The organism is Neorhizobium sp. SOG26 (genome assembly GCF_003491345.1).
Classification (GTDB): Bacteria; Pseudomonadota; Alphaproteobacteria; order Rhizobiales; family Rhizobiaceae; genus Neorhizobium; species Neorhizobium turbinariae.
Map to the genome: position 1 here is coordinate 566,441 of NZ_CP025512.1, position 19,877 is coordinate 586,317.

The following is a 19,877-nucleotide window of genomic DNA, read 5'->3' on the forward strand; positions in this document are numbered from 1 at the left end:
CTTCGCCGCATCAGAAATCGTCCTCCTCCATGTCCTCCGCACCGCCAAGGCTTTTGCCACGGTGGAGGATGCGCATGATGGTGACGGTTTCTTGATCGACTTGGAATACGATGCTGGCTTTGCGCCTGAATCCGACGATCCGGATACCCTTGCCCAATTCGTCATGGGCCATGCCCCGCTGGGGAAAGGTCTCGAACAAGGCGCAGTAGTCGACGATCTGGTTGATGTATCGCCGTGCGACGGCCAGTCCGGCTCTAGCGGCAATATACTCGTAAAGTTCGATCAAGTCGGCATCGGCTGCCGGATCGAAGAGAACGTTATGCTTCATTCGGAGAAGCGGGCTTGTTTCTCACGCACATCCATATGCGCACTGATGCGTCGCCGAACCTCGTCAATTGGGATTGCCTTGGAGGGGTCATGGGTTTCGATGACTGGCACGACTTCGGACCGTAGCCATGTCTCGATCTCGGCATCGCGGTCGGAAAGATAACGCAAGCCTTCCGCCACGACCTCGCTTTCGTCGGCAAATTCGCCGGACGCGACCTTCTTTTTCACGAGTTCGGCCATGTCTTCTGGAAGCGAAATGGTGATGGACCGGTTCGGACGCATTGTGTGCTCCTATTTCAGGCAAGCGTAGCACATTCGCTCGTTGGTCTCAAACAAACCGCACGGCGGCCGTGCCGATGATGATAAGCGACACGGCGATCATCAGCGGCTTCACGGGCAGCCTTTTCACCACCAGCGCCCCGATCGGCGCCGCCAGTACACCGCCCAGGATAAGGCCGAGCGCCGAGGACAGTTCCGACCAGCCAAGCGTAATGATGAAGGTCGCCGAGATCACGGTGGTCACCGCGAACTCGGTGAGGTTGGTGGAGCCGATCACCTTCTTGGCGTCATGCCCGCGCCCAAGCAGCGAACTGGTGACGATCGGCCCCCATCCGCCGCCACCCATGGCATCCAGCACACCGCCGCCACCACCCACGAACGGCACGATCCAGTCATGCACGTCGCGCGGAAATTTCGGCTGGAAGGCCTTGTAGAGAATGTAGAGGCCGACGGCGATGAGGTAGGCCGAAACATAGGGCGCAATCGCCTCGCCATCGATGTTGGACAGCGCATAGGCGCCGATCGCCCCACCCACCATGCCGGCCGGCGCCAGCCGGATGACGAGCCGCCAGTCGACATTGCGCTGGTAGAGGTGAGACAGGCCGGAAGCCGCGGTGGTGAAACACTCGGTCACATGTGTCATGGCGCTTGCTGCCGCCGGGGCCACCCCGACGCTCAGGAGCGCCGTCGTGGTCAGTACGCCAAAGGCCATGCCGAGCGCCCCGTCGACGATCTGAGCCAGGAAACCGATAAGCACGAAGATCAGGAAATCGGACGTCAGAAAGTCGAAGGACATGCGGCATCCTCTGAGGGTTCGGCGTCCGCCTTCAATTCGCCGCATGCGAGAAAAGTTCCTGCCGCATCGGCGGTCTTGGCCGGGCATGTCGTCTTCCGCCGTTCCAAAACTGCCTCCGCCCGGCTCTCGGCAGATAACCGGTTCGTCCTTTCGCCTTGGTGGGTTAGGGGGAAAAGTCTTGGTGAAAAGCCCCCCATTTTTGGCAAGTTCACCGTTGCCTCTTGTGGCCCGCGCACCTATGTTCCCGCTCAACCCTTCCACACACGTGGTTGCTGAAGAGGAGTAAACCCATGGCTTTCGAACTTCCCGAACTTCCCTACGATTACGAAGCCCTTTCGCCCTACATGTCGAAAGAGACCCTGGAGTTCCACCACGACAAGCACCACAAGGCTTATGTCGACACGGGCAACAAGCTCGCAGCCGAAGCCGGCATGGCGGACCTCTCGGTCGAAGAAGTGGTGAAGAAGTCCTACGGCACCCACCAGACGCTGTTTAACAACGCGGCCCAGCACTACAACCACATCCACTTCTGGAAGTGGATGAAGAAGGGTGGCGGCGGCACCTCGCTGCCGGGCAAGCTGCAGGCTGCGATCGACAGCGATCTCGGCGGCTACGACAAGTTCAAGGCTGACCTGATTGCCGCCGGCACGACCCAGTTCGGCTCCGGCTGGGCCTGGCTTTCGGTGAAGGACGGCAAGCTTGCCATCTCGAAGACCCCGAACGGCGAAAACCCGCTGGTTCATGGCGCAGAGCCGATCCTCGGCGTCGATGTCTGGGAACACTCCTACTATATCGACTACCGCAACGCGCGTCCGAAGTACCTCGAAGCCTTCGTCGACAACCTGATCAACTGGGACTACGTGCTCGAGCGCTACGAAGCCGCCACGAAGTAGCCAGTCTTCATTGGTTTGATGAAACACCCGGTGCTGCAGAGCCCCGGGTGTTTTTGTTTGTTGCCACCGGGTATTTCGCTCACTAGATTAGCGACGGTGAGCCAATGGCGAGTGAGATGTCTGAGGTCAGCTTCAAAGACGTGAGGGCAGGCTTTTCCGATTTTGTGGATCGTGCTGCTGCCGGCGAGTTCGTGACCATCACGAGGCATGGTAAACCCGCGGCCGTGATCGTCAGCGTCGAGGCTGCTGAGGCGGCGCGTAAAACGACTCTGCAAAAGCGCCCGAGCCTTGTCCGCTTTTTGCGTGACTCGGCTGCCGACCTGGATCTCGATGATGATGTCTTCGCCCGGGATCCGGCGCCGGCGCGCAAGGCTGACTTGTGACCGGTCTCCTTCTGGACACCAACGTCATCTCCATGTTTGCCCCGACCAAGGTGGTCCAAAACAAAGCTTTCGCGGACTGGCTTGAAGAACGCGAAACGCATGAAGGCGTCTTCTTGTCTGCTGTGACCATCCACGAGATCGTCAAAGGTGCGGAGCTATTGAGGGCAAGGGGGGCGACGGCAAAAGCCAAGTTGGTTGACGCTTTCCTTCAAGAACTTATGACACACTACGAGGACCGGATCCTCGCATTGGATGCCGAGGCGGGGGTTGAGGCCGGTCGCTTGGAGGCGAAGGCAGTGGCAGCCGGATCGGCGCCCGGTGCCGCTGACGCGATGATTGCCGGGATCGCGAGCCGGCATGCTTTGACGATCGTGACATTGAACTTGAAGCACTTTCAAGCTTTCGACGTGCCCTTAATGTCGCCTGAAGAAATACTGCCCTGATGTTACGTTGCTGTAACGCTCCTGCCGTATTCACCGCTCATGACGTCTGAAAACCCCATCCTTCGCTTCGGCGTCCTTGCCGACCCGCAATATGCCGATGCCGAGCCGTGGCTGCTGCTTGATCGCTATTATCGCAACAGCCTGAAGAAGCTTCAGGACGCGATTGCGGTCCTGAATGCCGAGGATCTCGCCTTCGTCGTCACGCTCGGTGACCTGATCGATCGCGATTGGCGAAGCTTTGGCCCGGTGCTGGAGGTGTACAGGAAGTTGCGCCACGAAAGCATCCTGCTGCCCGGCAACCACGACTTTTCCGTCGCGCCGGAGTGGCTGGGAGAGGTACACGCGCGGCTTAAAATGCCGCATCCCTGGCATCATTTTACCCGCGGCGGCATCCGCTTCGTGGTCATCGATGGAAACGAGGTGAGCCTGTTCTCCTCGCCGAAAGGAGATCCTCGTCACGCCGAGGCCCGGCGCCTGCTCGAGGAGATGGCGGCCGAAGGCAAGCCGAACGCCAAGGAGTGGAACGGCGGCATCGGCGCCGAGCAATTTGCGTGGCTGACGCAGGTGCTTTCCGAGGCCAAGAGGGCCGGCGAGAAGGTCATCGTTTTCGGGCATTACCCGCTTTATCCAGAAAACGAGCACAATCTCTGGGGCGCCGAACGGCTCGCCGAACTTTTCGCGCGCTCAGGCAATGTCCTGGCATACCTCAACGGCCACAACCATGCGGGCAATCTCGGCCGCCACGGCTCCACCTGGTATGTGAACTTCAAGGGCATGGTGGATACGGAGCACGAAAACACCTTTGCGGTAGCCGAGGTGTTTCAGGACCGGATCGAGATCATCGGTTATGGCCGCGAAGACAGCCGAACCTTGCCGCTCTAGTCGCAGAGCACATCAGGAGGCCGCGGCGGGGCTTGTGTTCCAGCCGTCGATCCACAGCGCCCGCAGCCGCTCCCCGTCGCCGCGGAAGAAGTCGTCAACCAGCTCGCAATGCTCCACCCGGTCCGCGCGGAAGTTGCGGATCGCCAGGCGCAACTCGCACCAGGCAACGATATTGGCGGTCTGCGAATAATAAACGAGCGCGATCGGCCGGATGATCCGCTCGGTGGCGCGGGCATATTCGTCGCGATAATCGAGCGCCATCTTCTGCTCGTTGCGGATCGCCCGCCGCACGGTCGCAAGATCAACAGCCTCCGGCGCAGGCACGCCGCTGCCCCAGGCATGCAGGGCATTGTCGGTAAAAAGCTCAGCCAGCGGCGGCGGAAGTGCGGCGGCAATCTTGCGGTTCACCTGCTTGGCCGCCTGTTTCAGCCCCATGTCCCCCGTCCGGTCAAGCAGCGCCAGCGCCAGCACGATCGCCTCGGTTTCCTCAATCGACAACATCAGCGGCGGCAGCGTGAAGCCGGGCCGCAGGATGTAACCGATGCCGCGTCCGCCTTCGATCGGCACGCGCATCGCCTGGAGCGCTGCGATATCGCGATAGATGGAGCGCGGCGTTACCTCCAGCTGTGCGGCAATCTCCGCAGCCGTCACCGGTTTGCGTGCCAGCCGCACGATCTGGATGATTTCGAACAGGCGCGAAGCCTTGCGCATCGTTTTTTCTCCGCCCGACGCAAACGCAACTGACATCAGGCTGTCAGTTGGCCCCCCGTATAAGAAGCCACATCCACCATGAAAACAAGGCTTCCCGCAGCGAAGCCCGGATGATGCGAGGCTGGCATACTGACATGACCTATACCGAAAACCTCTGGCTGTTCTTTACCCTGCTCTTCGGCATCATCGTCGTGCCGGGCATGGACATGATCTTCGTGCTCGCCAATTCGCTGACACGCGGCAGGGCGGCGGGGCTTGCCGCCACGGCGGGCATCATGGCGGGCGGCTTGGTACACTCGCTTTACGGCGCGCTGGGTGTCGGGCTGCTCGCGCATCTCATGCCGGTGCTGTTTCGGCCGCTCCTGATCGTCGGCGCGCTCTACATGGCCTGGATCGGTTTCAGCTTGCTGCGCAGCTCCATCACCGTCGATCATGTTGGCCCCGCCCAAACCCGCAGCCACCGCGATGCCTTCCGGCGCGGCATGGTGACCTGCCTCATCAACCCCAAGGCCTACCTTTTCATGCTGGCTGTCTATCCGCAGTTCCTGCGGCCGGAGTTCGGGCCGCTGGCACGCCAAGCAACGGTGATGGCGGGCATGACAGCGGCAACCCAGCTTCTTGTTTATGGTGGCCTGGCGGTCGCCGCCGGGCGGGCGAGGGAACTGCTGGTTGGCAACAGCACCGCCACCATCTGGGTCGGGCGGACCGCCGGCCTCCTGCTGATCCTCGTTTCGTTCATAACCCTCTGGGAAGGCGTGGCGGGATAAAGCCTGGTCGTCTCCTCTGAGCGAACACTGTGTTCACACCTGGAATCGAAATCCGCCGTGGGCCTGACAGAAACGTGACTTCTGTCGGCCTCATAAGCTTGTCATCATGTTGGGGCAGTATGTCGCAGTTCGCGATCTGAATGAGGAGCATTTTTCATGAAGTTTAAGGGTCTTGCCGTGGCCGCCACGGCTCTTTGTCTGGGCTTTACCGGCGTTGTCGCGCAGGAGACACCCGTTGCAAAGCGCGAACAGATGATGAAGCAGATCGGCGGCTCGCTGGGTGCCCTGAGTGGCATCGCCAAGGGCGAGAAACCCTATGACGCAGAGGTCGTGAAAACCTCGCTGACGACGATCAGCACCAATATCAAGGCCTTCCCCGACCAGTTTCCCGAAGGCTCTCAGGAAAATTCAGCGGCCGCCCCGGCAATCTGGGAAAACAACGAAGACTTCCGTGCAAAGGCGGCCAAGCTCGGCAGTGACGCCGATGCGCTTCTCGCCGCCATGCCAGCCGACCAGGCGGGCGTGCAGAAGGCCATGCAGACGCTTGGCGCAAGCTGCGGCGCCTGCCACCAGACCTACCGCCTGAAGAAGTAAGACCTCTCCTCGTAACAACGGTCGCCGGTTCGCGCGGCCGTTGTTGCTGCAGGAGACGGACGGAGAATGAGCATGGCCTCCATCTGGGCTAAGATCCTCGGTGCCTGCGTCGTCGTCGCGGCGGCCGGTGCCGCAACCGCGTGGGCTCTGACCAAGCCTGATCCGCATCCTGCCTCCCATTGGGATGGTCTGGGCGAACCCGACCTGGCCAAGGGCGAGCAGTTGTTCTGGGCTGGCGGTTGCGCCAGCTGCCATGCGGCCGATGGCGCCCAGGGCGATGCGGTGAAGGTATTGAGCGGCGGCCGTGCGCTGGCGAGCCCCTTTGGCACCTTCACCATTCCCAATATCTCGCCCGATCCCAAGGCCGGTATCGGGGAGTGGACGCTGGCCGAGTTCGGTGATGCCATGACGCGCGGCGTCGGCCGCAAAGGCGAACATCTTTACCCGTCCTTTCCCTATGGCTCCTACGCCCGCCTCTCGCCGAGCGATATCAACGACCTCTTCGGATACCTGAAGACCCTGCCGGCAAGCGACAACGTCGCGGCGGGCCATGACCTGCAGTTTCCCTACAATATCCGGCTCGGCGTCGGGGTCTGGAAATACCTTTACCTGAATGACCAGCCGCGAGTGACGCTGGCGTCAGCCGACGACAAGGTGAAGCGTGGCCAGTTCCTGGTCGAGGGGCCGGGCCATTGCGGCGAATGCCACACGCCTCGAGACAGCATGGGCGGTTTCCTGTCGGGTAAGTGGCTTGCCGGTGGTGCCAATCCGGAAGGCGAGGGGCGCATCCCCAACATCACTCCGGGTTCGAAGAGCATCGGTTCCTGGAGCGAGGACGACATCGTCAATTATCTGGAAACCGGCTTCACGCCTGAGTTCGATACGGTCGGCGGCTCCATGGTGGAGGTTCAACAGAACATCGCCCACCTGCCGAAAACCGACCTCGAAGCCATCGCCGCCTATCTCAAGGCCGTGCCAGCTGTCGAGTGAGCCGCTTGCACAAAATGCTAGCTGGCACTACATTGGCTCATGAACAGCAGGCACCGCAAGACGCTTGAGGCGGTCTTCCGAGACCCAGTCTCGAGAACGCTGGAGTGGGCGGCGATTGAAAGCCTGTTGCTCTCCCTCGGCTGCGACATCATCGAAGGAAGCGGCTCGCGCGTCCGCTTTCATAAAGATGGCAAGGTCGAAACGTTTCATCGTCCACATCCCGCAAAGGAAGCCAAACAGTACCAGGTGCGGGCAGCGCGCGCGTACCTGATCCGATTGGGAATCATGCCATGACCAATGTAATGACCTACAAAGGTTATTCCGCTCGCATCGAGTATGACGATGAGGACGGAATCTTCTTCGGGCGCCTAGCAGGCATTAGCGATGGTGTCGGTTTTCATGCGGACAATGTCGAGGAACTGCGGACCGCTTTCAGGGAATCCGTCGATGACTACATCGAAACCTGCGCCAAGATCGGCAAGTCACCTGAAAAACCTTATTCCGGCAAGGTGATGTTCCGTATCGATCCTGAAGTTCATGCGCGGGCAGCGCGGGCCGCGGAACTTGCGGGCAAGAGCCTCAACGAATGGGCAGGGGAAGTGCTGGCCAAGGCCGCCGGTTAAAGCCGCCAGCGTCACCGGTGCTCGGCGGAAAATGGTGCCAGTTCCTCTTCCGCCGTGGCGTTCCAGAGCCCTAATCCCTTCAGCACTTCCACGGTGAAGGTATGGGGTGCCGTGCCGGTTGCGGTCACCACGCCGCCATCGGACACTGCCTTCGGTCCAGCAACGTATAAGCTTGAGCCGGAATAGCCGGGGTAATGCTGGTGTGATTCGAGCCGGTTGCCGGTGTGGCGAACCTCGTTGAGCAGGCCCGCGCCGGCCAGCGCGCTCGCGGCAGCACAGATGCCGGCAGCCATCCTGTTCTCGGCGCGGAAGGCGCGGACCAGTTCATCCAGTCCTGGCGGCACCACGTTCTTTTCCCAGGCAAGCCCGCCGGGCACGACAATCGCATCGAACGCCTCTGGTTCTATCTCCGCGAAAGACAGATCCGGCGTCACATGCAGGCCACCCATGGAGGAGACCGGTCTGCCATCGGCTGTTGCGGTCTTGACCGTCACATCGAGATAGCTGCGCGCCACCGCCATCAGAAGCGCGCATTCCCAGTCCGCAAATTCTGGCGTCAGAGCCACCGCGATCGCCGTCATGTCATCCTCCCAGGGTGCGGGGTCAGGCAATCGCCTGCATATAGCGCATGCCGGTCACCGGGCGCGGCTTGAAATCCATCTGTTCGTAGAAGCGGTGTGCGGCAAAGTTGCCGGTGGCGGCGCTCACGGAAAGGTAGCCGCATCCGGCATTGCGGGCAATTTCACGGGCGCGCGAAACGAGATGCTGGCCGATCCCGTGGCCACGGTGGCCGTCACGCACGAAGAGATGGTGCAGGTCCATGCCGCGGCTGCCTTCCTGGGCGCGATAGAGCGGTACGAGGATCGCGTAACCGATCAATCCGGGGCCCGTATCGGCCACGATCGCCTTGATCCACGGCACGGGCCCGAAAAGGTCGCGCTCGAGCTTTTCCGGCGTCATCGTCACCTGGTCGTTGTGATGGGCAGCAAGCGCTGCGATCATCTCGTTCAACTCCGGCAGGTCACGGGGCTTGGCGGCGCGGATCGTCACCACGGCGGGGCGCGGAAGTGTTTCTTCGGTATCTTCGATCGTCTGGGGGCACATGGCCGGCATTCCTTTTTTCGGTTTGATCGCCGTCAGGTGCCGGTTGAAACAACAAAGCCGCCTGACGGCGGCTTGTTGACATGGTGAACTGTCGGGCCGCCTTTTACAGGAAGGCCCAAAAATACGAGCAGGCGGTGGTGGTGCGCGTGTTCATCATGGGCAGATCAATGCTCCCAGATGCAGATGTTGTCAAGCGCGTTGGTAAAGAGGGCCGTCATTGGGGCGAGGCGATGGTTCGCTGGTGGCGACACGGAAAAGGGCAGGGCAACAGGGCCTGCCGCCAGCGCAAGAAACCAGAGCTTATCCCCTTGCGAGGGGAGGGCGCGTTGTATATCGCTGCCGCGGTCAGCGGCGCGCGTGAACGCCGCTGATGCGGCGAGGATCAGACGCCTCAAGCGTCGGCAAATTCCTGGTAGCGGTTTTCGACCCAGTCCTGCGAAAGCGCGGGTGCCTGCACCTCGGGGGTATTGGCATCGGCGGCTTCCATGACCCAGAGCGCCTTGGCGAGCGAGGTCGAGAACAGGGTGCTGCTGCCGGTAATCGCGTTGGGCGACCGGCTGACCTTCTGGGTCTCGCTTTGCTGGGCTTCCTCGGTCTTGCGCTCGGGAGCCTGGGTTCGGTTCGGATACTGGTAGCCGCTGTGGCCGCTATCAATCTTCATGGCTAAACGCCCGCTTGTTCAATAATTTAACGAAGCGTTAACCCTCGAAGCTTGCGTCAAGCTTGCGCGAATGACGTTGTTTTGCGGTGGGCCTCTTGACAGTTTTGGGACGTTAGACATCCGGCGGGCGAGTTGCTGCTTCGCCCGCCCGCATGTCGCGAGTTCTACATCTTTCCGGCCACCTTGATGGCAAAGGCGTATTCGAAGGCGATCTCCTCAAGCCGTTGAAAACGCCCGGATTTTCCGCCATGCCCGGCTGCCATGTTGGTCTTGAGCAGGATCGGTGCATCACCGGTGGTATATTCGCGCAGCTTGGCTACCCACTTGGTCGGCTCCCAATAGGTCACGCGCGGGTCGGTAAGACCGGAAATTGCCAGGATCGGCGGGTAGGGCTTGGCGTTCACATTATCGTATGGGGAGTAGGCGGCGATCCACTGGTACTCCTCCAGGCTGTCGATCGGGTTGCCCCATTCAGGCCATTCCGGCGGGGTCAGCGGCAGCGTGTCGTCGAGCATCGTGTTCAGCACGTCGACAAACGGCACGGCGGCGATGATGCCGGCAAACTTTTCCGGCGCCATGTTGGCGACCGCACCCATCAGCATGCCGCCGGCCGAACCGCCTTCTGCAATGATGTTGTCGTAGGAGGTGAAGCCCTCCTTCACCAGATGGTCCGCTGCGGCAATGAAGTCGCGGAAGGTGTTCTGCTTGTGCTCCATCTTGCCGGTTTCGTACCAGGCAAAACCCTTGTCCTTGCCGCCGCGGATATGCGCGACCGCGTAAACAAAGCCACGATCGGCGAGCGAAAGATTGTTGGTGGAGAATGCGGCCGGGATGGTGATGCCATAGGCGCCGTAGCCGTAAAGCAGGCAGGGGGCGGAGCCGTCGAGCGGCGTGTCCTTGCGGTAAAGCAGCGAAACCGGCACCAGTTCGCCGTCATGCGCCGGCGCCATTACGCGCCGCGTCACGTAGTCATCCGGGTTATGGCCGGACGGGACCTCCTGCGTCTTCAGGAGCGTGCGCTCGCGCGTCACCATGTTGTAGTCGAAGAGCTGCGTCGGCGTCGTCATCGAGGAGTAGGAGAAGCGAATGACGTCCGTGTCATATTCCGCCGCACCGGATAGCCCGAGCGAGTAGGCTTCTTCGGCAAAGGCGATCGCGTGTTCTTCGCTGGTCTGGCGGTCGCGGATGATGATCTGCGGCAGGCCATCCTTGCGCTGCAGCCAGATGAGGTGGCGTGCGAAGGCCATGTGGGAAATGATCAGGCGGCCAGGCTCATGCGGCACGACCTCGACCCAGTTCTCCTTGCCGGGCGCGGACACCGGCGCCTCGACGATCTTGAAGTCCTTGGCGTCGCCGTCATTGGTGAGGATGTAGAAGACATCGCCACCTTCCGTCATCGAATACTCGATGCCCTCGACGCGCTCGGCCACCAGCATCGGTTCTGCGGTGAGATCCTTGGTCGAAAGCAGGCGGTATTCGGATGTCTCGTGGTCGTGGATGTCGATATAGATGAAATCGTCCAGCAGCGAGCCGCCGACGCCCATGAAGAAGCCCGGATCCTTCTCCTCATAAACCAGCCGGTCTTCAGACTGCGGCTGGCCGACGATATGGTGGAAGACCTTCGAGGGCCGGTGGTTCTCGTCCTGCAGCGTATAGAAGAAGCTCTTGCCGTCGGGGGCCCAGACGCCACCGCCGCCGGTATTTTCCAGCACGTCGTCCAGGTCCTGGCCGGTTGTCAGGTCGCGGATGCGCAGCGTGTAATATTCCGAACCCTTGTCGTCATAGCCCCAGATGCCGCGCGAATGGTCTGTCGTGTGGTCGATGCCGGAAAGCCGAAAATAATCCTTGCCGACCGCTTCCTTGTCGCCGTCGAGCAGCACCTGCTTGTCGCCGCCATCACGCGGGGTACGGAAGTAATGCGGCTGCTCGCCGCCGGTCACGAACAGCGAGCCATAGGCATAGGGCCCGTCCTTCATCGGCACCGAACTGTCGTCTTCCTTGATGCGACCGCGCATCTCGGCAAATAGCACCTTCTGCAGCTCGGCGGTGTCGCCCATGGCTGCTTCCATATAGGCGTTTTCCGCCTCCAGATGGGCGCGGATCTGCGGGTCGAGGAGCGTCGGGTCCTTGAACATCGCCTGCCAGTTGTCGGCGCGGAACCAGGCGTAGTCGTCGGTGCGGGTAATGCCGTGGCGGGTGTCGGTGACGGGCTTCTTGGGCGCAACAGGGGCGGCGGGAAGATTGGCGAAAGGCGAACGGCGGGAGGTGGCCAAGGAAGCACTCCGGGAAGATGTGAAAGGAGTGCCACAGATAGGCAGCCCGTCGCCCGGAGGCAAGCGCGAGGTGGCGGCAGTTACTTCTTGCGCGGCTTCTGGTTAGGCAGCACGCCGTCTCGCCAGCTCTCGAAAAAGACAACAGCAACGGCCAGTGAGACACCGAATACGGGAAGCAGAAGAAGAATGATCTGGTCTGAAGTCATCGCGTGAGGCCTCTCAGGATCCATCCACCCCCTAGATGTAGGACGACGCCCAGGAAAAAGCAAACGAGCATAGGGAGCACAAACTTCGAGAAACCAGCTTCGACCGCAGATCCGTCATACACAAGTCTTGCTACAGGCGTGAATACTCCAACAAGCAGGACGCCGATGCCGATGTTGTTCAGGAACGTCGCTCGAAGCTTGATTTGTTCTTTCTGCGCATCTGAAAGCGTTCCGTCAGCCATTGATCCACCACCCACGCGATGCTGGATCCTATCTATGGTTGTGGCATGCGGTCAATAACGACAGCGCTCACCCCGGGAGGTTCGGCACCGTCTTGCGGTCGGGGAAGAGCTCCGACAGCACCGTCATGGCAATCAGCGACATCGGAAGCGCCAGCATGGCGCCGACCGCGCCCCACATCCAGGTCCAGAACAGGATGGCGAGGAACACCATGAACGGGTTGATCTCCCACTGGCGGCCCATCACCGCCGGGAACACCAGGTTTTCCATCACCAGGTGGACGGTGAAGAACACGATGGCCGGCAGGAGGCCGATCAGCAAGGTGTCGTGGGTGAGGATGCCCGCGACCGTGACTGACAGCGTCATGACAGTAATGCCAAGGAACGGGATGAAGCTCGACAGGAAGGCGAACACGCCCCACATCACCGGCATGGCAAGGCCGCCGAAATAGGCGATCAGCGTCATGCTGATGCCGAGCGCGAAATAAAGCACCGATGCGGTGGCGAAATAATAGCCGAGCACCTTGTCGATGGCGTTCAGCACGCGAATGGCGATCAGCCGCTGGCGACGGGTGGGGAAGGCCATGATGAGGGTGCGGCGCAAGCGCAGCCGACCGTAAAGGAAGAGCAGCAGCGCGGCGAAGAAGATCATGCCCTGTATCACGGCGGGCGTCAGCTGCGCGGTGACGACGCCCAGAATATTGCCCGAGTTCTCGATGAGCTTGTCCATCGAAAGCGGGCCGTTGGTCAGCGTCGCAGGCGAAATCTTCAACCAGCGCTGGCTTTCCAGGAACGGCATGATGCGGGCAATGGTCTGCTCGACGAGATTGGGTCCTTCGCTGATCAGCGTGGAGACCGGCTGGGCGAGCGAGTTCGCAATCAGGAAGACCGCTGCAAAGACGAGTGACGAGAGAATGAGCGCGATACCAGCGCGCGGCACGCCGTAGCTGCCGAGCTTGTCGGCGGCGAGGCCGAGGATCAGGCCGACGACGATTGCAAGCGTAATCGGGATGAGGATCATCGACATGTAATGCACGAGCGCAAACAGCATCATGCCGAAGATGCCGATGATCGCCCAGGCCATCGCCACGTCGAGCGCTTCGCGGCCGAGGATATAGGGTTCGTCGAGGTCTAGATCGTCGCCGGGAAGCGCCGGTTCCTTGCGGGCTCCGGCAGCCACGTCAGCTAACTGTTTCTTTGGCGACTTGAAGCCACCTCTTGCACTGACTATGGCCATGATGATCCCCAATCTGCCGCCTATGGCACGAGAACGCAAAAGCAGCCCTCCGGTTCCGGAGCGCTGCTTCAGCAGAAGCATCAGAGACTAAGGAAAACCGCGCCTTTGCCGCTGTCAAGCGGCGAGTGTCAACCCGATACCCCAAGGGTCGAGCAGCTTGTGTCCTTCGGCGGTTTTGGTGGTGGCAATTCCCTGCTGGTCGAGCGCCAGGAGTGCCTTGTCCAGCGTTGCCTTGTCGTTGAACTGGATCGCGTAGTCGGAAAGCCCGGTCATCTTGCCTTCGCGGCTGCGGGCGCCGCGGCTGTTCCAGATGTTGGCTGCGATGTGGTGATGGTAACCGCCGGTCGCAAAAAAGCTCGCCCCCGGATACCGCGCCATCACCTTGAGACCCAGGACGTCGCGATAGAAGGCGTCGGCTTGCGGAATGTCGCCCACCTGAAGATGGATATGGCCAACCGACGTGCCGTCGGCCATGCCCGACCAGGTTTCCTTTGGGGCGCTGTCGTAAAGCTCCTGCAGGTTCAGCCGCTCGGTGGCCATGGCGACCGTGCCGTCTTCGGCATAATCCCATTCCTGCGGCGTGCGGTCGCGATAGATCTCGATGCCATTGCCCTCCGGATCGGAAAGGTAGAGCGCTTCACTCACCAGATGGTCGGAGGCGCCATCGAGCCGGATGCCGCTTTCGGCTGCATTGCGCAGCCAGTGGGCCAGCGCCGTGCGGTCCGGCACCAGGAAAGCCGTGTGGAAGAGGCCGGCGGAATTGCGCGGCGCCGGCGTTGCGTCATTGGAGGTCGTCAGCGTCAGCAGCGGCACGCCACCAACACCCAGCACTTCGCCGCTTGCCGTGCGTTCGATCACCTGAAGGCCGATGATCTTCTGGTAGAAGTTCGACACGAGGGAAAGGTCGCGCACCACGAGATGGGCGTTGCGCACATAGGCAGGGCGGGTCAGGGCGAAGGGCTGCAGGGTCTCAGACATGGTCGTTCCTCGAAAGCGGCTGCTTGCCGCGCACGACACTGATATGGCTGAAGAGGACTGTTCACGGAAGTATCGAGATCGGTGAAAGATCGTCAACAGGATGAAGACAATCATGCCGCCTGAACAAGTCACTTGCCACCGTTCGCATGCACCGTCAAAGAAGCTCAGCGACGTGTTCGGCTGCTTCGTTTTAAGAGGCCAATGGAACGAACACGAGTGCAACTGAATTTGAAACCGCCTCCCATTGCATCGGCCCGGGAATGATTTCATGTTGATCTCATTCTGTACCGAAAGGAGACTGAAGGACTGGCATGAGCGACCTTTTTGATTTCGGCCGCAAATACGACTTCCACGAGATCGTTGCAGATGGTGTGGTGCATGGAATCGGCATAATTTTCGCCCTGGTCGGGGCAACCGCGCTGATCTTCTATGCCACCGTCTGGTCGAGCCACAGCGGCATGGTTGCCGCCTGGATCTATGGCCTTGGCCTCGTGCTCTGCCTGTCGATTTCCTTCACCTACAACATCTGGCCGCATTCGCGCACGAAGTGGATCCTGCGCCGCTTCGACCATTCGGCGATCTTCGTCCTCATCGCCGCGACCTACACACCATTTCTGGAGCGCGGCGCGGAGGATCCTTGGATCTTCGGCATGCTGATCGCGATCTGGGCGACTGCATTTCTCGGCATCACCATCAAGTGCCTTTTCCCGGGCCGTTTCGACAAGCTCGCCATCCTGCTTTACCTCGCCATGGGCTGGAGCGGCGTCATGGTCATCGGCCCCGTGTCGGAATATCTGCCGACCGTTACCAGCTGGCTCATCGTCATCGGCGGCCTCATCTATTCGCTCGGCGTCATTTTCCATGTCTGGGAAAGGCTGCGGTTCCAGAATGCCATCTGGCACGCATTCGTGGTGGCAGCGGCTGCCGTGCACTACAGCGCGGTGATGACCTGCTTCAGCCTGTCGGGTGGGATCTGAGCCGCAGCGCTGGACAAGTGCGACCCGGACGCCCATAGGAAGCCGACCCATATACGAGCTGGACGTCCCATGACCGATATCATCGTTCGCGATGCCACCGAGGCAGATCTGCCCGCCATCCTGGAAATCTACAATGACGCGGTCGCCAACACGACTGCGATCTGGAACGAGGTGCTGGTTGATCTTGCCAACCGGCAGGACTGGTTTGCAGCCCGCAAGGCCCGCGGTTTCCCCGTTCTCGTTGCCGAACTTGATGGCGTCGTTGTCGGCTACGCCTCCTATGGCGACTGGCGCAATTTCGATGGTTTCCGGCATACGGTCGAACATTCGATCTACGTGCATCGCGAGGCGCGTGGCGGCGGCATCGGCCGGCTGCTGATGCGCGAACTGATCGCGCGCGCCGCCTCGAACGGCATCCACGTGATGATCGCAGCGATCGAATCGGAAAACGCCGCCTCGATCCGCCTGCATGAACGCATGGGCTTCCGCATCGCCGGCAACTTTTCCGAGGTCGGCACCAAGTTCGGCCGCTGGCTGGACCTCACCTGCATGGAACTGCGCGTCGCTGGCTGAGCGTTGATCCGCAGGCGGGCGAGCGCTATCTTGGATGCATGGAGAAAACCATGGCAAGCAGCACGAACCTCGGTCAGCCTCTGGAAGATTACGTCGACGGCCTGGTGAAGGCTGGCCGCTTCGAAAGCCGGGATGATGTCCTGCGCGAAGGCATTCGCCTGCTGCAGATCAAGGAGCGGCGCCAAGCGGAACTCGATGCGGTGCTCGATCGCGGGCTGGCCGATATCGAGGCGGGTCGGTTCAAGCCGCTCGAAGAGGTCGCTGAACGGTTGAAGGCAAAGTACACAGCGATGAAAGACTCTGGCCAGTGATTGTCGTCATCGCCGATGAGGCCGGGAAGGATCTCGGCGACATTGGTGATTACATCAGCCAATCTGATCCCGGCCGCGCCGCAACCTTTATCGATGAAATTGTCGGCCGTTGTTTTGCGCCTTCAAGCATGCCTTACCGTTACGCGGTCCTGCCTCGCTACAAGCGCCAAGGCATCCGCCATTTTCCTCACGGCCGTTATGTCGTCTACTATCGTATTGATGCAGAGCGGATAGAGATCGTCCGCATCTTGCACAGCGCTCGCGATCACTCCGCGATCCTGGCTTTTGATGACGAGGACGGTATTTAGCCTCTCGATCTCTTCTCCTGACGAATCTTTCGAGAGTTGCCGCATGACCAGCCTTACCCGCATCGCGAACCGCCACCTGACGATCGAGCTTTCCTCGCTCGGTGCCGAAATGCAGAGCGTCACCAGTGCCGATGGTCGCGCCTGGTTGTGGAATGGCGACCCCAGGTTCTGGACCGGCCGCGCGCCGATCCTGTTCCCGATGGTCGGCAAGGCGCCCGACAACCGCGTCGAGATCGAGGGCAGGACCTACGAGATGGCGCAGCACGGCTTTGCGCGCCGCAGCGAATTTACGCTGACCGCCTCGAGCGACACCACCTGTCGTTACGAGCTTTCGGCTACCGAGGCGACGCGCGCCGCTTATCCCTTCGAGTTCCTGCTGGCGGTTGAATATGCGCTCGATGACGCGCGGTTGACGGTTTCGGCAGAAGTCGAGAACCGCGACACCCGGCCGATGCCGTTCGGCTTCGGGTACCACCCGGCCTTCCTCTGGCCGCTGCCCGGCGGCGAAGGTGAGGCACATCTGGTGACGCTGGACAATGGCGCCGAACCACCGTTGACGCAGCTCGAAGACGGGCTGGTGAAGGATGAAACGAGCCCGTCGCCATTCCGGCAGGGCACGCTCGTGCTGGAGCACGAGCTTTTCCAAAACGACGCGTTGATCTTTGCCCAAGGCGCGGGCACGGGGCTCACCTATGTTGCCGAAAACGGCCCGCGTCTGCACTTCACCTTCGAGAACCTGCCGAACATCGCGCTCTGGCAGAAGGTCGGCGCGCCCTTCCTCTGCGTCGAGCCATGGCATGGCACCGCCGCCCGGCATGGTGGTTCGCGGGATCTGGCGAAGCGCCCTTATTCAGTCATCCTGCAGCCGGGCGAAAAATCCCGCTTCGCCTTCACGGTTGAATTTTCGGGCTAGACTGAACCAGTTCGCGCCTCGCGGTTTCGGTGATCTGCCGGGTGAGGGGGCTGAGCCGGTCCGCCGTCAGCCGGTTGATCTGCCAGAACAGCGGAATATCGAGCGGCGTCTTCGGGATCAATTCCACCAGCCGCCCGGCCTTGATGTGCTCGCGCACCAGCATGGCCGGGTTCATGCCCCAGCCCATGCCCATCAGGCTTGCGTCCACGAAGGCCTGCGTCGACGGCAGCCAGTGGCTCGGATGGCGCATGGCTTGCCCGAACTGCTGCTTGATCCACTCCGCCTGCAATTGGTCCTTCTGGTTGAAGGTGAGCGACGGCGCGCTCGCCAGCGCTTCCGGCGTCACCCCCTCCGGGAAAAAGCGCTGCACGAACTCAGGGCTCGCCGTTGCGTGGTAACGCAGCGCGCCGAGTGCCGTCACCCGGCAGCCCTGGACGGCTTTGCCGAGGCTCGTCACCGCGGCCGTGACGCGCCCCTGCCGCAGCCATTCGGCCGTATGGTCCTGGTCGTCCACCGCCACATGCAGCATGAAGCCCGATGCCTTGGCATAGTCGGCAATCGCCGGCAGGAACCAGGTGCCGAGGCTGTCGGCATTGGCGGCGATGTGCAGCGCCACCGGCCCCTTGTCCTCGTTCTCGTCGGCGAGTGCGGGCAGATGCGTCAGAAGCTCCGCCTCCAGCATACCGACATGCTCCATGTGCCGACAAAGCCACTCACCCTTTTCGGTCGCACGGCAAGGGGTGCCGCGCACCACCAGCACCACGCCCATCCGTTCCTCGAGCTGCTTGACGCGCTGGGAGATCGCCGATGGCGTAACGTTCAGCCGTGCGGCAGCCTTCTCGAAACTCCCGGTTTCGATCACGGCGGCAACGGCTCGGAGAGCAGGGTAGTCGAGCATTAGCCAAGCTTAATTGCATGCAGCAGGTTTAACTACCCTAAAACGATGGAAGGACGTATCAGCACCGTCATTGGTGATGGTGGCGGGGCTATGGATCTTTCGACCTATCTTGCAGGCTTGAGCATGGGGCTCAGCCTGATCGTGGCGATCGGCGCGCAGAACGCCTTCGTGTTGCGGCAGGGGCTGCGGCGCGAACACGTGTTTGCCGTCTGCCTCGCCTGCGCTCTCTCCGATGCCCTGCTCATCACGCTCGGCGTCAGCAGTTTCCGGCAGGTCACGGAGTTCCTGCCATGGCTCGATCCGGTGTTGCGTTATGGCGGCGCGACCTTCCTGCTCTGGTATGGCATCCGCAGCCTGCTGTCTGCCTACAAATCTTCGGAAGCGCTGGTGTTGGGCGAAGGGGCAGGGGCGAGCTTTCGCACCACGCTCCTTACTTGCCTGGCCTTCACCTGGCTCAACCCGCATGTCTATCTCGATACGGTGGTGCTGCTCGGCACGGTGTCGACGCAGTTTGCCGGCAGCCGCACCTCGTTTGCGGCGGGCGCAGTCACAGGTTCCTTCCTGTTCTTCTTTTCGCTGGGATATGGCGCGCAATGGCTGCGGCCGCTGTTTGTCAGGCCCGCTGCCTGGCGGGTGCTGGAAACGCTGATCGGCCTGATGATGCTGGCGCTCGCCACCGGCCTTGTGGTGGAGCGCTAGGCCACCGTTATTCCGCTGCCGCCTCGGCCGCGGCAATCCGGCTGTCCCAGCCAAGCAGCGCGACATCCGCGACCGCTTCCAGGTCCGCCTGACCAGCACCGTCGCGGGCCTGGATCGACATGCCGAACTGCACCGTCTGCACGAAACGTGCCAGCGCCTCGATATCCGTCGCGGCGGGGATCTCGCCATCCGCCACCGCTTTTTCAAGACGCGCGCGGATGCGGTCGAACGTGACAGTGCGGGCGGCGCGCACCAGTTCGCCAAGCTCGCGATGCCCCTCGCTGCCGACAGACGACAGGGTCACCATGCAGCCGGTCGGGATGTCGGCGGCGCCGCCGGTCAGGACTGCCGCAGAATCGGCAAGGAAAAAAGCAACCGCCTCGCGCGCCGTTCGTGCCGCAAAGAACCGCTGCCAGACCATTGCCTCGTAGCTTTGCTGGTAACAGCCGAGTGCTTCGGCATAAAGAGCCTCCTTGGAGCCGAAGGCGGCGTAGAGGCTGGGTGATCCGATACCCATGGCCTCGGTCAGGTCCGCCATCGAGGTCGCTTCGAAGCCCTTTTCCCAGAACACGCGGGTTGCCCGCTGCAGCGCCGCGTCGCGGTCGAACGCGCGCGGGCGTCCGCGCGGCCGGGATGGCGCGGGATGATCGGCTTCAGGCTTGTCCTTCGATTTCTGCATCATTCATTACATAAGTCGCTCAACGGCTTACGACAACCACAAGGTGTTTCTGTGGCGATCGGCACATAAATACCTTGAACGGGCGCGCCGCCGTCCCCAGTTAATCTGTGTCGATCATTACAGAAAGGTTGTT

The 19,877-nt window shown here is 61.4% G+C and carries 29 protein-coding genes; 16 read left to right on the forward strand and 13 right to left on the reverse strand.

Features of this window, described 5'->3' with window-relative positions:
* Positions 1-10: 10 nt before the first annotated feature.
* From CYG48_RS02715 to CYG48_RS02725, 3 genes are read right to left on the reverse strand one after another with little or no spacing between them, the layout of a single operon-like run.
* On the reverse strand, positions 11-328 hold the full coding sequence (locus CYG48_RS02715) for a type II toxin-antitoxin system RelE/ParE family toxin (protein WP_118848973.1): 318 nt from the start codon (positions 326-328) through the stop codon (positions 11-13).
* Complete coding sequence (locus tag CYG48_RS02720; protein WP_118848974.1) at positions 325-609, reverse strand: ribbon-helix-helix domain-containing protein; 285 nt, start codon at positions 607-609, stop codon at positions 325-327. The genes CYG48_RS02715 and CYG48_RS02720 overlap by 4 nt, the downstream gene beginning before the upstream one ends.
* Before the next feature lie 46 nt (positions 610-655).
* Positions 656-1,387 carry a sulfite exporter TauE/SafE family protein gene (locus tag CYG48_RS02725; protein ID WP_118851455.1) on the reverse strand — a complete coding sequence of 244 codons (732 nt, stop codon included), beginning with the start codon at positions 1,385-1,387 and terminating at the stop codon, positions 656-658.
* 305 nt (positions 1,388-1,692) lie between these two features.
* On the opposite strand from CYG48_RS02725, the gene CYG48_RS02730 reads away from it, so the two are divergent.
* The 4 genes from CYG48_RS02730 (at position 1,693) to CYG48_RS02745 (ending at position 4,003) form a co-directional block, all read left to right on the forward strand.
* Positions 1,693-2,295 (forward strand): superoxide dismutase, encoded by a 603-nt coding sequence (locus tag CYG48_RS02730; RefSeq protein WP_118848975.1) that lies wholly within the window; start codon positions 1,693-1,695, stop codon positions 2,293-2,295.
* A 116-nt stretch (positions 2,296-2,411) separates the two neighbouring features.
* Positions 2,412-2,678: a type II toxin-antitoxin system Phd/YefM family antitoxin gene (locus CYG48_RS02735; protein WP_118848976.1), complete on the forward strand. Its 267-nt coding sequence runs from the start codon at positions 2,412-2,414 to the stop codon at positions 2,676-2,678.
* On the forward strand, positions 2,675-3,121 hold the full coding sequence (locus CYG48_RS02740; protein ID WP_118848977.1) for a type II toxin-antitoxin system VapC family toxin: 447 nt from the start codon (positions 2,675-2,677) through the stop codon (positions 3,119-3,121). Before CYG48_RS02735 ends, CYG48_RS02740 begins: the two co-directional genes overlap by 4 nt.
* A gap of 39 nt (positions 3,122-3,160) precedes the next feature.
* The gene (locus tag CYG48_RS02745; RefSeq protein WP_118848978.1) at positions 3,161-4,003 is read left to right on the forward strand and encodes a metallophosphoesterase; all 843 of its coding nucleotides are present in this window, start codon (positions 3,161-3,163) and stop codon (positions 4,001-4,003) included.
* Positions 4,004-4,015: 12 nt separating this feature from the next.
* Here the strand turns inward: CYG48_RS02745 and CYG48_RS02750 are convergent, their stop codons facing one another.
* Positions 4,016-4,714, reverse strand: coding sequence for a helix-turn-helix transcriptional regulator (locus CYG48_RS02750; RefSeq protein WP_118848979.1), 699 nt, complete (start codon positions 4,712-4,714; stop codon positions 4,016-4,018).
* Positions 4,715-4,848: 134 nt separating this feature from the next.
* On the opposite strand from CYG48_RS02750, the gene CYG48_RS02755 reads away from it, so the two are divergent.
* The 5 genes from CYG48_RS02755 to CYG48_RS02775 all read left to right on the forward strand — a co-directional run bounded on the left by CYG48_RS02755 (position 4,849) and on the right by CYG48_RS02775 (position 7,688).
* The gene (locus CYG48_RS02755; RefSeq protein WP_118851456.1) at positions 4,849-5,481 is read left to right on the forward strand and encodes a LysE family translocator; all 633 of its coding nucleotides are present in this window, start codon (positions 4,849-4,851) and stop codon (positions 5,479-5,481) included.
* Positions 5,482-5,637: 156 nt separating this feature from the next.
* On the forward strand, positions 5,638-6,075 hold the full coding sequence (locus tag CYG48_RS02760) for a c-type cytochrome (RefSeq protein WP_118848980.1): 438 nt from the start codon (positions 5,638-5,640) through the stop codon (positions 6,073-6,075).
* Positions 6,076-6,147: 72 nt separating this feature from the next.
* Positions 6,148-7,065, forward strand: a complete 918-nt coding sequence (locus tag CYG48_RS02765) for a cytochrome c (protein ID WP_118848981.1) — start codon at positions 6,148-6,150, stop codon at positions 7,063-7,065.
* Between the two features lie 39 nt (positions 7,066-7,104).
* Positions 7,105-7,359, forward strand: a complete 255-nt coding sequence (locus tag CYG48_RS02770; protein WP_118848982.1) for a type II toxin-antitoxin system HicA family toxin — start codon at positions 7,105-7,107, stop codon at positions 7,357-7,359.
* Positions 7,356-7,688 (forward strand): type II toxin-antitoxin system HicB family antitoxin, encoded by a 333-nt coding sequence (locus CYG48_RS02775; protein WP_118848983.1) that lies wholly within the window; start codon positions 7,356-7,358, stop codon positions 7,686-7,688. The genes CYG48_RS02770 and CYG48_RS02775 overlap by 4 nt, the downstream gene beginning before the upstream one ends.
* Before the next feature lie 11 nt (positions 7,689-7,699).
* On the opposite strand, the gene CYG48_RS02780 is transcribed toward CYG48_RS02775, so the two are convergent.
* A complete protein-coding gene (locus CYG48_RS02780; RefSeq protein WP_445304348.1) occupies positions 7,700-8,209 on the reverse strand; it encodes a DJ-1/PfpI family protein in 510 nt (169 codons plus the stop codon).
* A gap of 82 nt (positions 8,210-8,291) precedes the next feature.
* Positions 8,292-8,792 carry a GNAT family N-acetyltransferase gene (locus tag CYG48_RS02785; RefSeq protein ID WP_118851457.1) on the reverse strand — a complete coding sequence of 167 codons (501 nt, stop codon included), beginning with the start codon at positions 8,790-8,792 and terminating at the stop codon, positions 8,292-8,294.
* An 80-nt stretch (positions 8,793-8,872) separates the two neighbouring features.
* Between CYG48_RS02785 and CYG48_RS02790 the strand changes: the two genes are divergently transcribed.
* Positions 8,873-9,163: a hypothetical protein gene (locus CYG48_RS02790; RefSeq protein WP_118848985.1), complete on the forward strand. Its 291-nt coding sequence runs from the start codon at positions 8,873-8,875 to the stop codon at positions 9,161-9,163.
* A 20-nt stretch (positions 9,164-9,183) separates the two neighbouring features.
* On the opposite strand, the gene CYG48_RS02795 is transcribed toward CYG48_RS02790, so the two are convergent.
* The 5 genes from CYG48_RS02795 to CYG48_RS02815 all read right to left on the reverse strand — a co-directional run bounded on the left by CYG48_RS02795 (position 9,184) and on the right by CYG48_RS02815 (position 14,386).
* Entirely contained in the window at positions 9,184-9,453 is a 270-nt protein-coding gene (locus CYG48_RS02795; RefSeq protein WP_118848986.1) for a hypothetical protein, read from the reverse strand.
* Positions 9,454-9,617: 164 nt separating this feature from the next.
* Positions 9,618-11,726, reverse strand: a complete 2,109-nt coding sequence (locus tag CYG48_RS02800) for a S9 family peptidase (protein ID WP_118848987.1) — start codon at positions 11,724-11,726, stop codon at positions 9,618-9,620.
* Positions 11,727-11,806: 80 nt separating this feature from the next.
* Positions 11,807-11,932, reverse strand: a complete 126-nt coding sequence (locus CYG48_RS22755; RefSeq protein WP_256371647.1) for a hypothetical protein — start codon at positions 11,930-11,932, stop codon at positions 11,807-11,809.
* Positions 11,933-12,241: 309 nt separating this feature from the next.
* On the reverse strand, positions 12,242-13,408 hold the full coding sequence (locus CYG48_RS02810) for an AI-2E family transporter (RefSeq protein ID WP_118851458.1): 1,167 nt from the start codon (positions 13,406-13,408) through the stop codon (positions 12,242-12,244).
* A 114-nt stretch (positions 13,409-13,522) separates the two neighbouring features.
* Complete coding sequence (locus CYG48_RS02815; protein WP_118848989.1) at positions 13,523-14,386, reverse strand: VOC family protein; 864 nt, start codon at positions 14,384-14,386, stop codon at positions 13,523-13,525.
* A gap of 311 nt (positions 14,387-14,697) precedes the next feature.
* On the opposite strand from CYG48_RS02815, the gene trhA reads away from it, so the two are divergent.
* From trhA to CYG48_RS02840, 5 genes are all read left to right on the forward strand, one after another.
* Positions 14,698-15,363, forward strand: coding sequence for a PAQR family membrane homeostasis protein TrhA (trhA, locus tag CYG48_RS02820; RefSeq protein ID WP_118848990.1), 666 nt, complete (start codon positions 14,698-14,700; stop codon positions 15,361-15,363).
* Between the two features lie 69 nt (positions 15,364-15,432).
* Positions 15,433-15,936 carry a GNAT family N-acetyltransferase gene (locus tag CYG48_RS02825; RefSeq protein ID WP_118848991.1) on the forward strand — a complete coding sequence of 168 codons (504 nt, stop codon included), beginning with the start codon at positions 15,433-15,435 and terminating at the stop codon, positions 15,934-15,936.
* Between the two features lie 50 nt (positions 15,937-15,986).
* Entirely contained in the window at positions 15,987-16,247 is a 261-nt protein-coding gene (locus CYG48_RS02830) for a type II toxin-antitoxin system ParD family antitoxin (protein ID WP_118848992.1), read from the forward strand.
* Entirely contained in the window at positions 16,244-16,555 is a 312-nt protein-coding gene (locus tag CYG48_RS02835; RefSeq protein ID WP_118848993.1) for a type II toxin-antitoxin system RelE/ParE family toxin, read from the forward strand. The genes CYG48_RS02830 and CYG48_RS02835 overlap by 4 nt, the downstream gene beginning before the upstream one ends.
* Positions 16,556-16,598: 43 nt before the next feature.
* A complete protein-coding gene (locus CYG48_RS02840; protein WP_118848994.1) occupies positions 16,599-17,468 on the forward strand; it encodes an aldose 1-epimerase family protein in 870 nt (289 codons plus the stop codon).
* Here the strand turns inward: CYG48_RS02840 and CYG48_RS02845 are convergent.
* The gene (locus tag CYG48_RS02845) at positions 17,446-18,366 is read right to left on the reverse strand and encodes a LysR family transcriptional regulator ArgP (protein WP_118848995.1); all 921 of its coding nucleotides are present in this window, start codon (positions 18,364-18,366) and stop codon (positions 17,446-17,448) included. The two genes, CYG48_RS02840 and CYG48_RS02845, sit on opposite strands and share 23 nt — an antisense overlap.
* A gap of 90 nt (positions 18,367-18,456) precedes the next feature.
* Between CYG48_RS02845 and CYG48_RS02850 the strand changes: the two genes are divergently transcribed.
* Entirely contained in the window at positions 18,457-19,065 is a 609-nt protein-coding gene (locus tag CYG48_RS02850) for a LysE/ArgO family amino acid transporter (protein ID WP_118851459.1), read from the forward strand.
* A gap of 7 nt (positions 19,066-19,072) precedes the next feature.
* Here the strand turns inward: CYG48_RS02850 and CYG48_RS02855 are convergent, their stop codons facing one another.
* Entirely contained in the window at positions 19,073-19,744 is a 672-nt protein-coding gene (locus CYG48_RS02855) for a TetR/AcrR family transcriptional regulator (RefSeq protein ID WP_445304349.1), read from the reverse strand.
* Positions 19,745-19,877: the final 133 nt, after the last annotated feature.

Coding starts and splice junctions, on each gene's coding strand:
- CYG48_RS02715 (WP_118848973.1), bottom strand. CDS start 328: ATGAAGCATAACGTTCTCTTCGATCCGGCAGCCGATGCCGACTTGATC.
- CYG48_RS02720 (WP_118848974.1), bottom strand. CDS start 609: ATGCGTCCGAACCGGTCCATCACCATTTCGCTTCCAGAAGACATGGCC.
- CYG48_RS02730 (WP_118848975.1), top strand. CDS start 1,693: ATGGCTTTCGAACTTCCCGAACTTCCCTACGATTACGAAGCCCTTTCG.
- CYG48_RS02735 (WP_118848976.1), top strand. CDS start 2,412: ATGTCTGAGGTCAGCTTCAAAGACGTGAGGGCAGGCTTTTCCGATTTT.
- CYG48_RS02745 (WP_118848978.1), top strand. CDS start 3,161: ATGACGTCTGAAAACCCCATCCTTCGCTTCGGCGTCCTTGCCGACCCG.
- CYG48_RS02750 (WP_118848979.1), bottom strand. CDS start 4,714: ATGCGCAAGGCTTCGCGCCTGTTCGAAATCATCCAGATCGTGCGGCTG.
- CYG48_RS02755 (WP_118851456.1), top strand. CDS start 4,849: ATGACCTATACCGAAAACCTCTGGCTGTTCTTTACCCTGCTCTTCGGC.
- CYG48_RS02760 (WP_118848980.1), top strand. CDS start 5,638: ATGAAGTTTAAGGGTCTTGCCGTGGCCGCCACGGCTCTTTGTCTGGGC.
- CYG48_RS02765 (WP_118848981.1), top strand. CDS start 6,148: ATGGCCTCCATCTGGGCTAAGATCCTCGGTGCCTGCGTCGTCGTCGCG.
- CYG48_RS02770 (WP_118848982.1), top strand. CDS start 7,105: ATGAACAGCAGGCACCGCAAGACGCTTGAGGCGGTCTTCCGAGACCCA.
- CYG48_RS02775 (WP_118848983.1), top strand. CDS start 7,356: ATGACCAATGTAATGACCTACAAAGGTTATTCCGCTCGCATCGAGTAT.
- CYG48_RS02780 (WP_445304348.1), bottom strand. CDS start 8,209: ATGGCGGTGGCGCGCAGCTATCTCGATGTGACGGTCAAGACCGCAACA.
- CYG48_RS02785 (WP_118851457.1), bottom strand. CDS start 8,792: ATGTGCCCCCAGACGATCGAAGATACCGAAGAAACACTTCCGCGCCCC.
- CYG48_RS02790 (WP_118848985.1), top strand. CDS start 8,873: ATGGTGAACTGTCGGGCCGCCTTTTACAGGAAGGCCCAAAAATACGAG.
- CYG48_RS02795 (WP_118848986.1), bottom strand. CDS start 9,453: ATGAAGATTGATAGCGGCCACAGCGGCTACCAGTATCCGAACCGAACC.
- CYG48_RS22755 (WP_256371647.1), bottom strand. CDS start 11,932: ATGACTTCAGACCAGATCATTCTTCTTCTGCTTCCCGTATTCGGTGTC.
- CYG48_RS02810 (WP_118851458.1), bottom strand. CDS start 13,408: ATGGCCATAGTCAGTGCAAGAGGTGGCTTCAAGTCGCCAAAGAAACAG.
- CYG48_RS02815 (WP_118848989.1), bottom strand. CDS start 14,386: ATGTCTGAGACCCTGCAGCCCTTCGCCCTGACCCGCCCTGCCTATGTG.
- trhA (WP_118848990.1), top strand. CDS start 14,698: ATGAGCGACCTTTTTGATTTCGGCCGCAAATACGACTTCCACGAGATC.
- CYG48_RS02825 (WP_118848991.1), top strand. CDS start 15,433: ATGACCGATATCATCGTTCGCGATGCCACCGAGGCAGATCTGCCCGCC.
- CYG48_RS02830 (WP_118848992.1), top strand. CDS start 15,987: ATGGCAAGCAGCACGAACCTCGGTCAGCCTCTGGAAGATTACGTCGAC.
- CYG48_RS02840 (WP_118848994.1), top strand. CDS start 16,599: ATGACCAGCCTTACCCGCATCGCGAACCGCCACCTGACGATCGAGCTT.
- CYG48_RS02845 (WP_118848995.1), bottom strand. CDS start 18,366: ATGCTCGACTACCCTGCTCTCCGAGCCGTTGCCGCCGTGATCGAAACC.
- CYG48_RS02850 (WP_118851459.1), top strand. CDS start 18,457: ATGGATCTTTCGACCTATCTTGCAGGCTTGAGCATGGGGCTCAGCCTG.
- CYG48_RS02855 (WP_445304349.1), bottom strand. CDS start 19,744: ATGCAGAAATCGAAGGACAAGCCTGAAGCCGATCATCCCGCGCCATCC.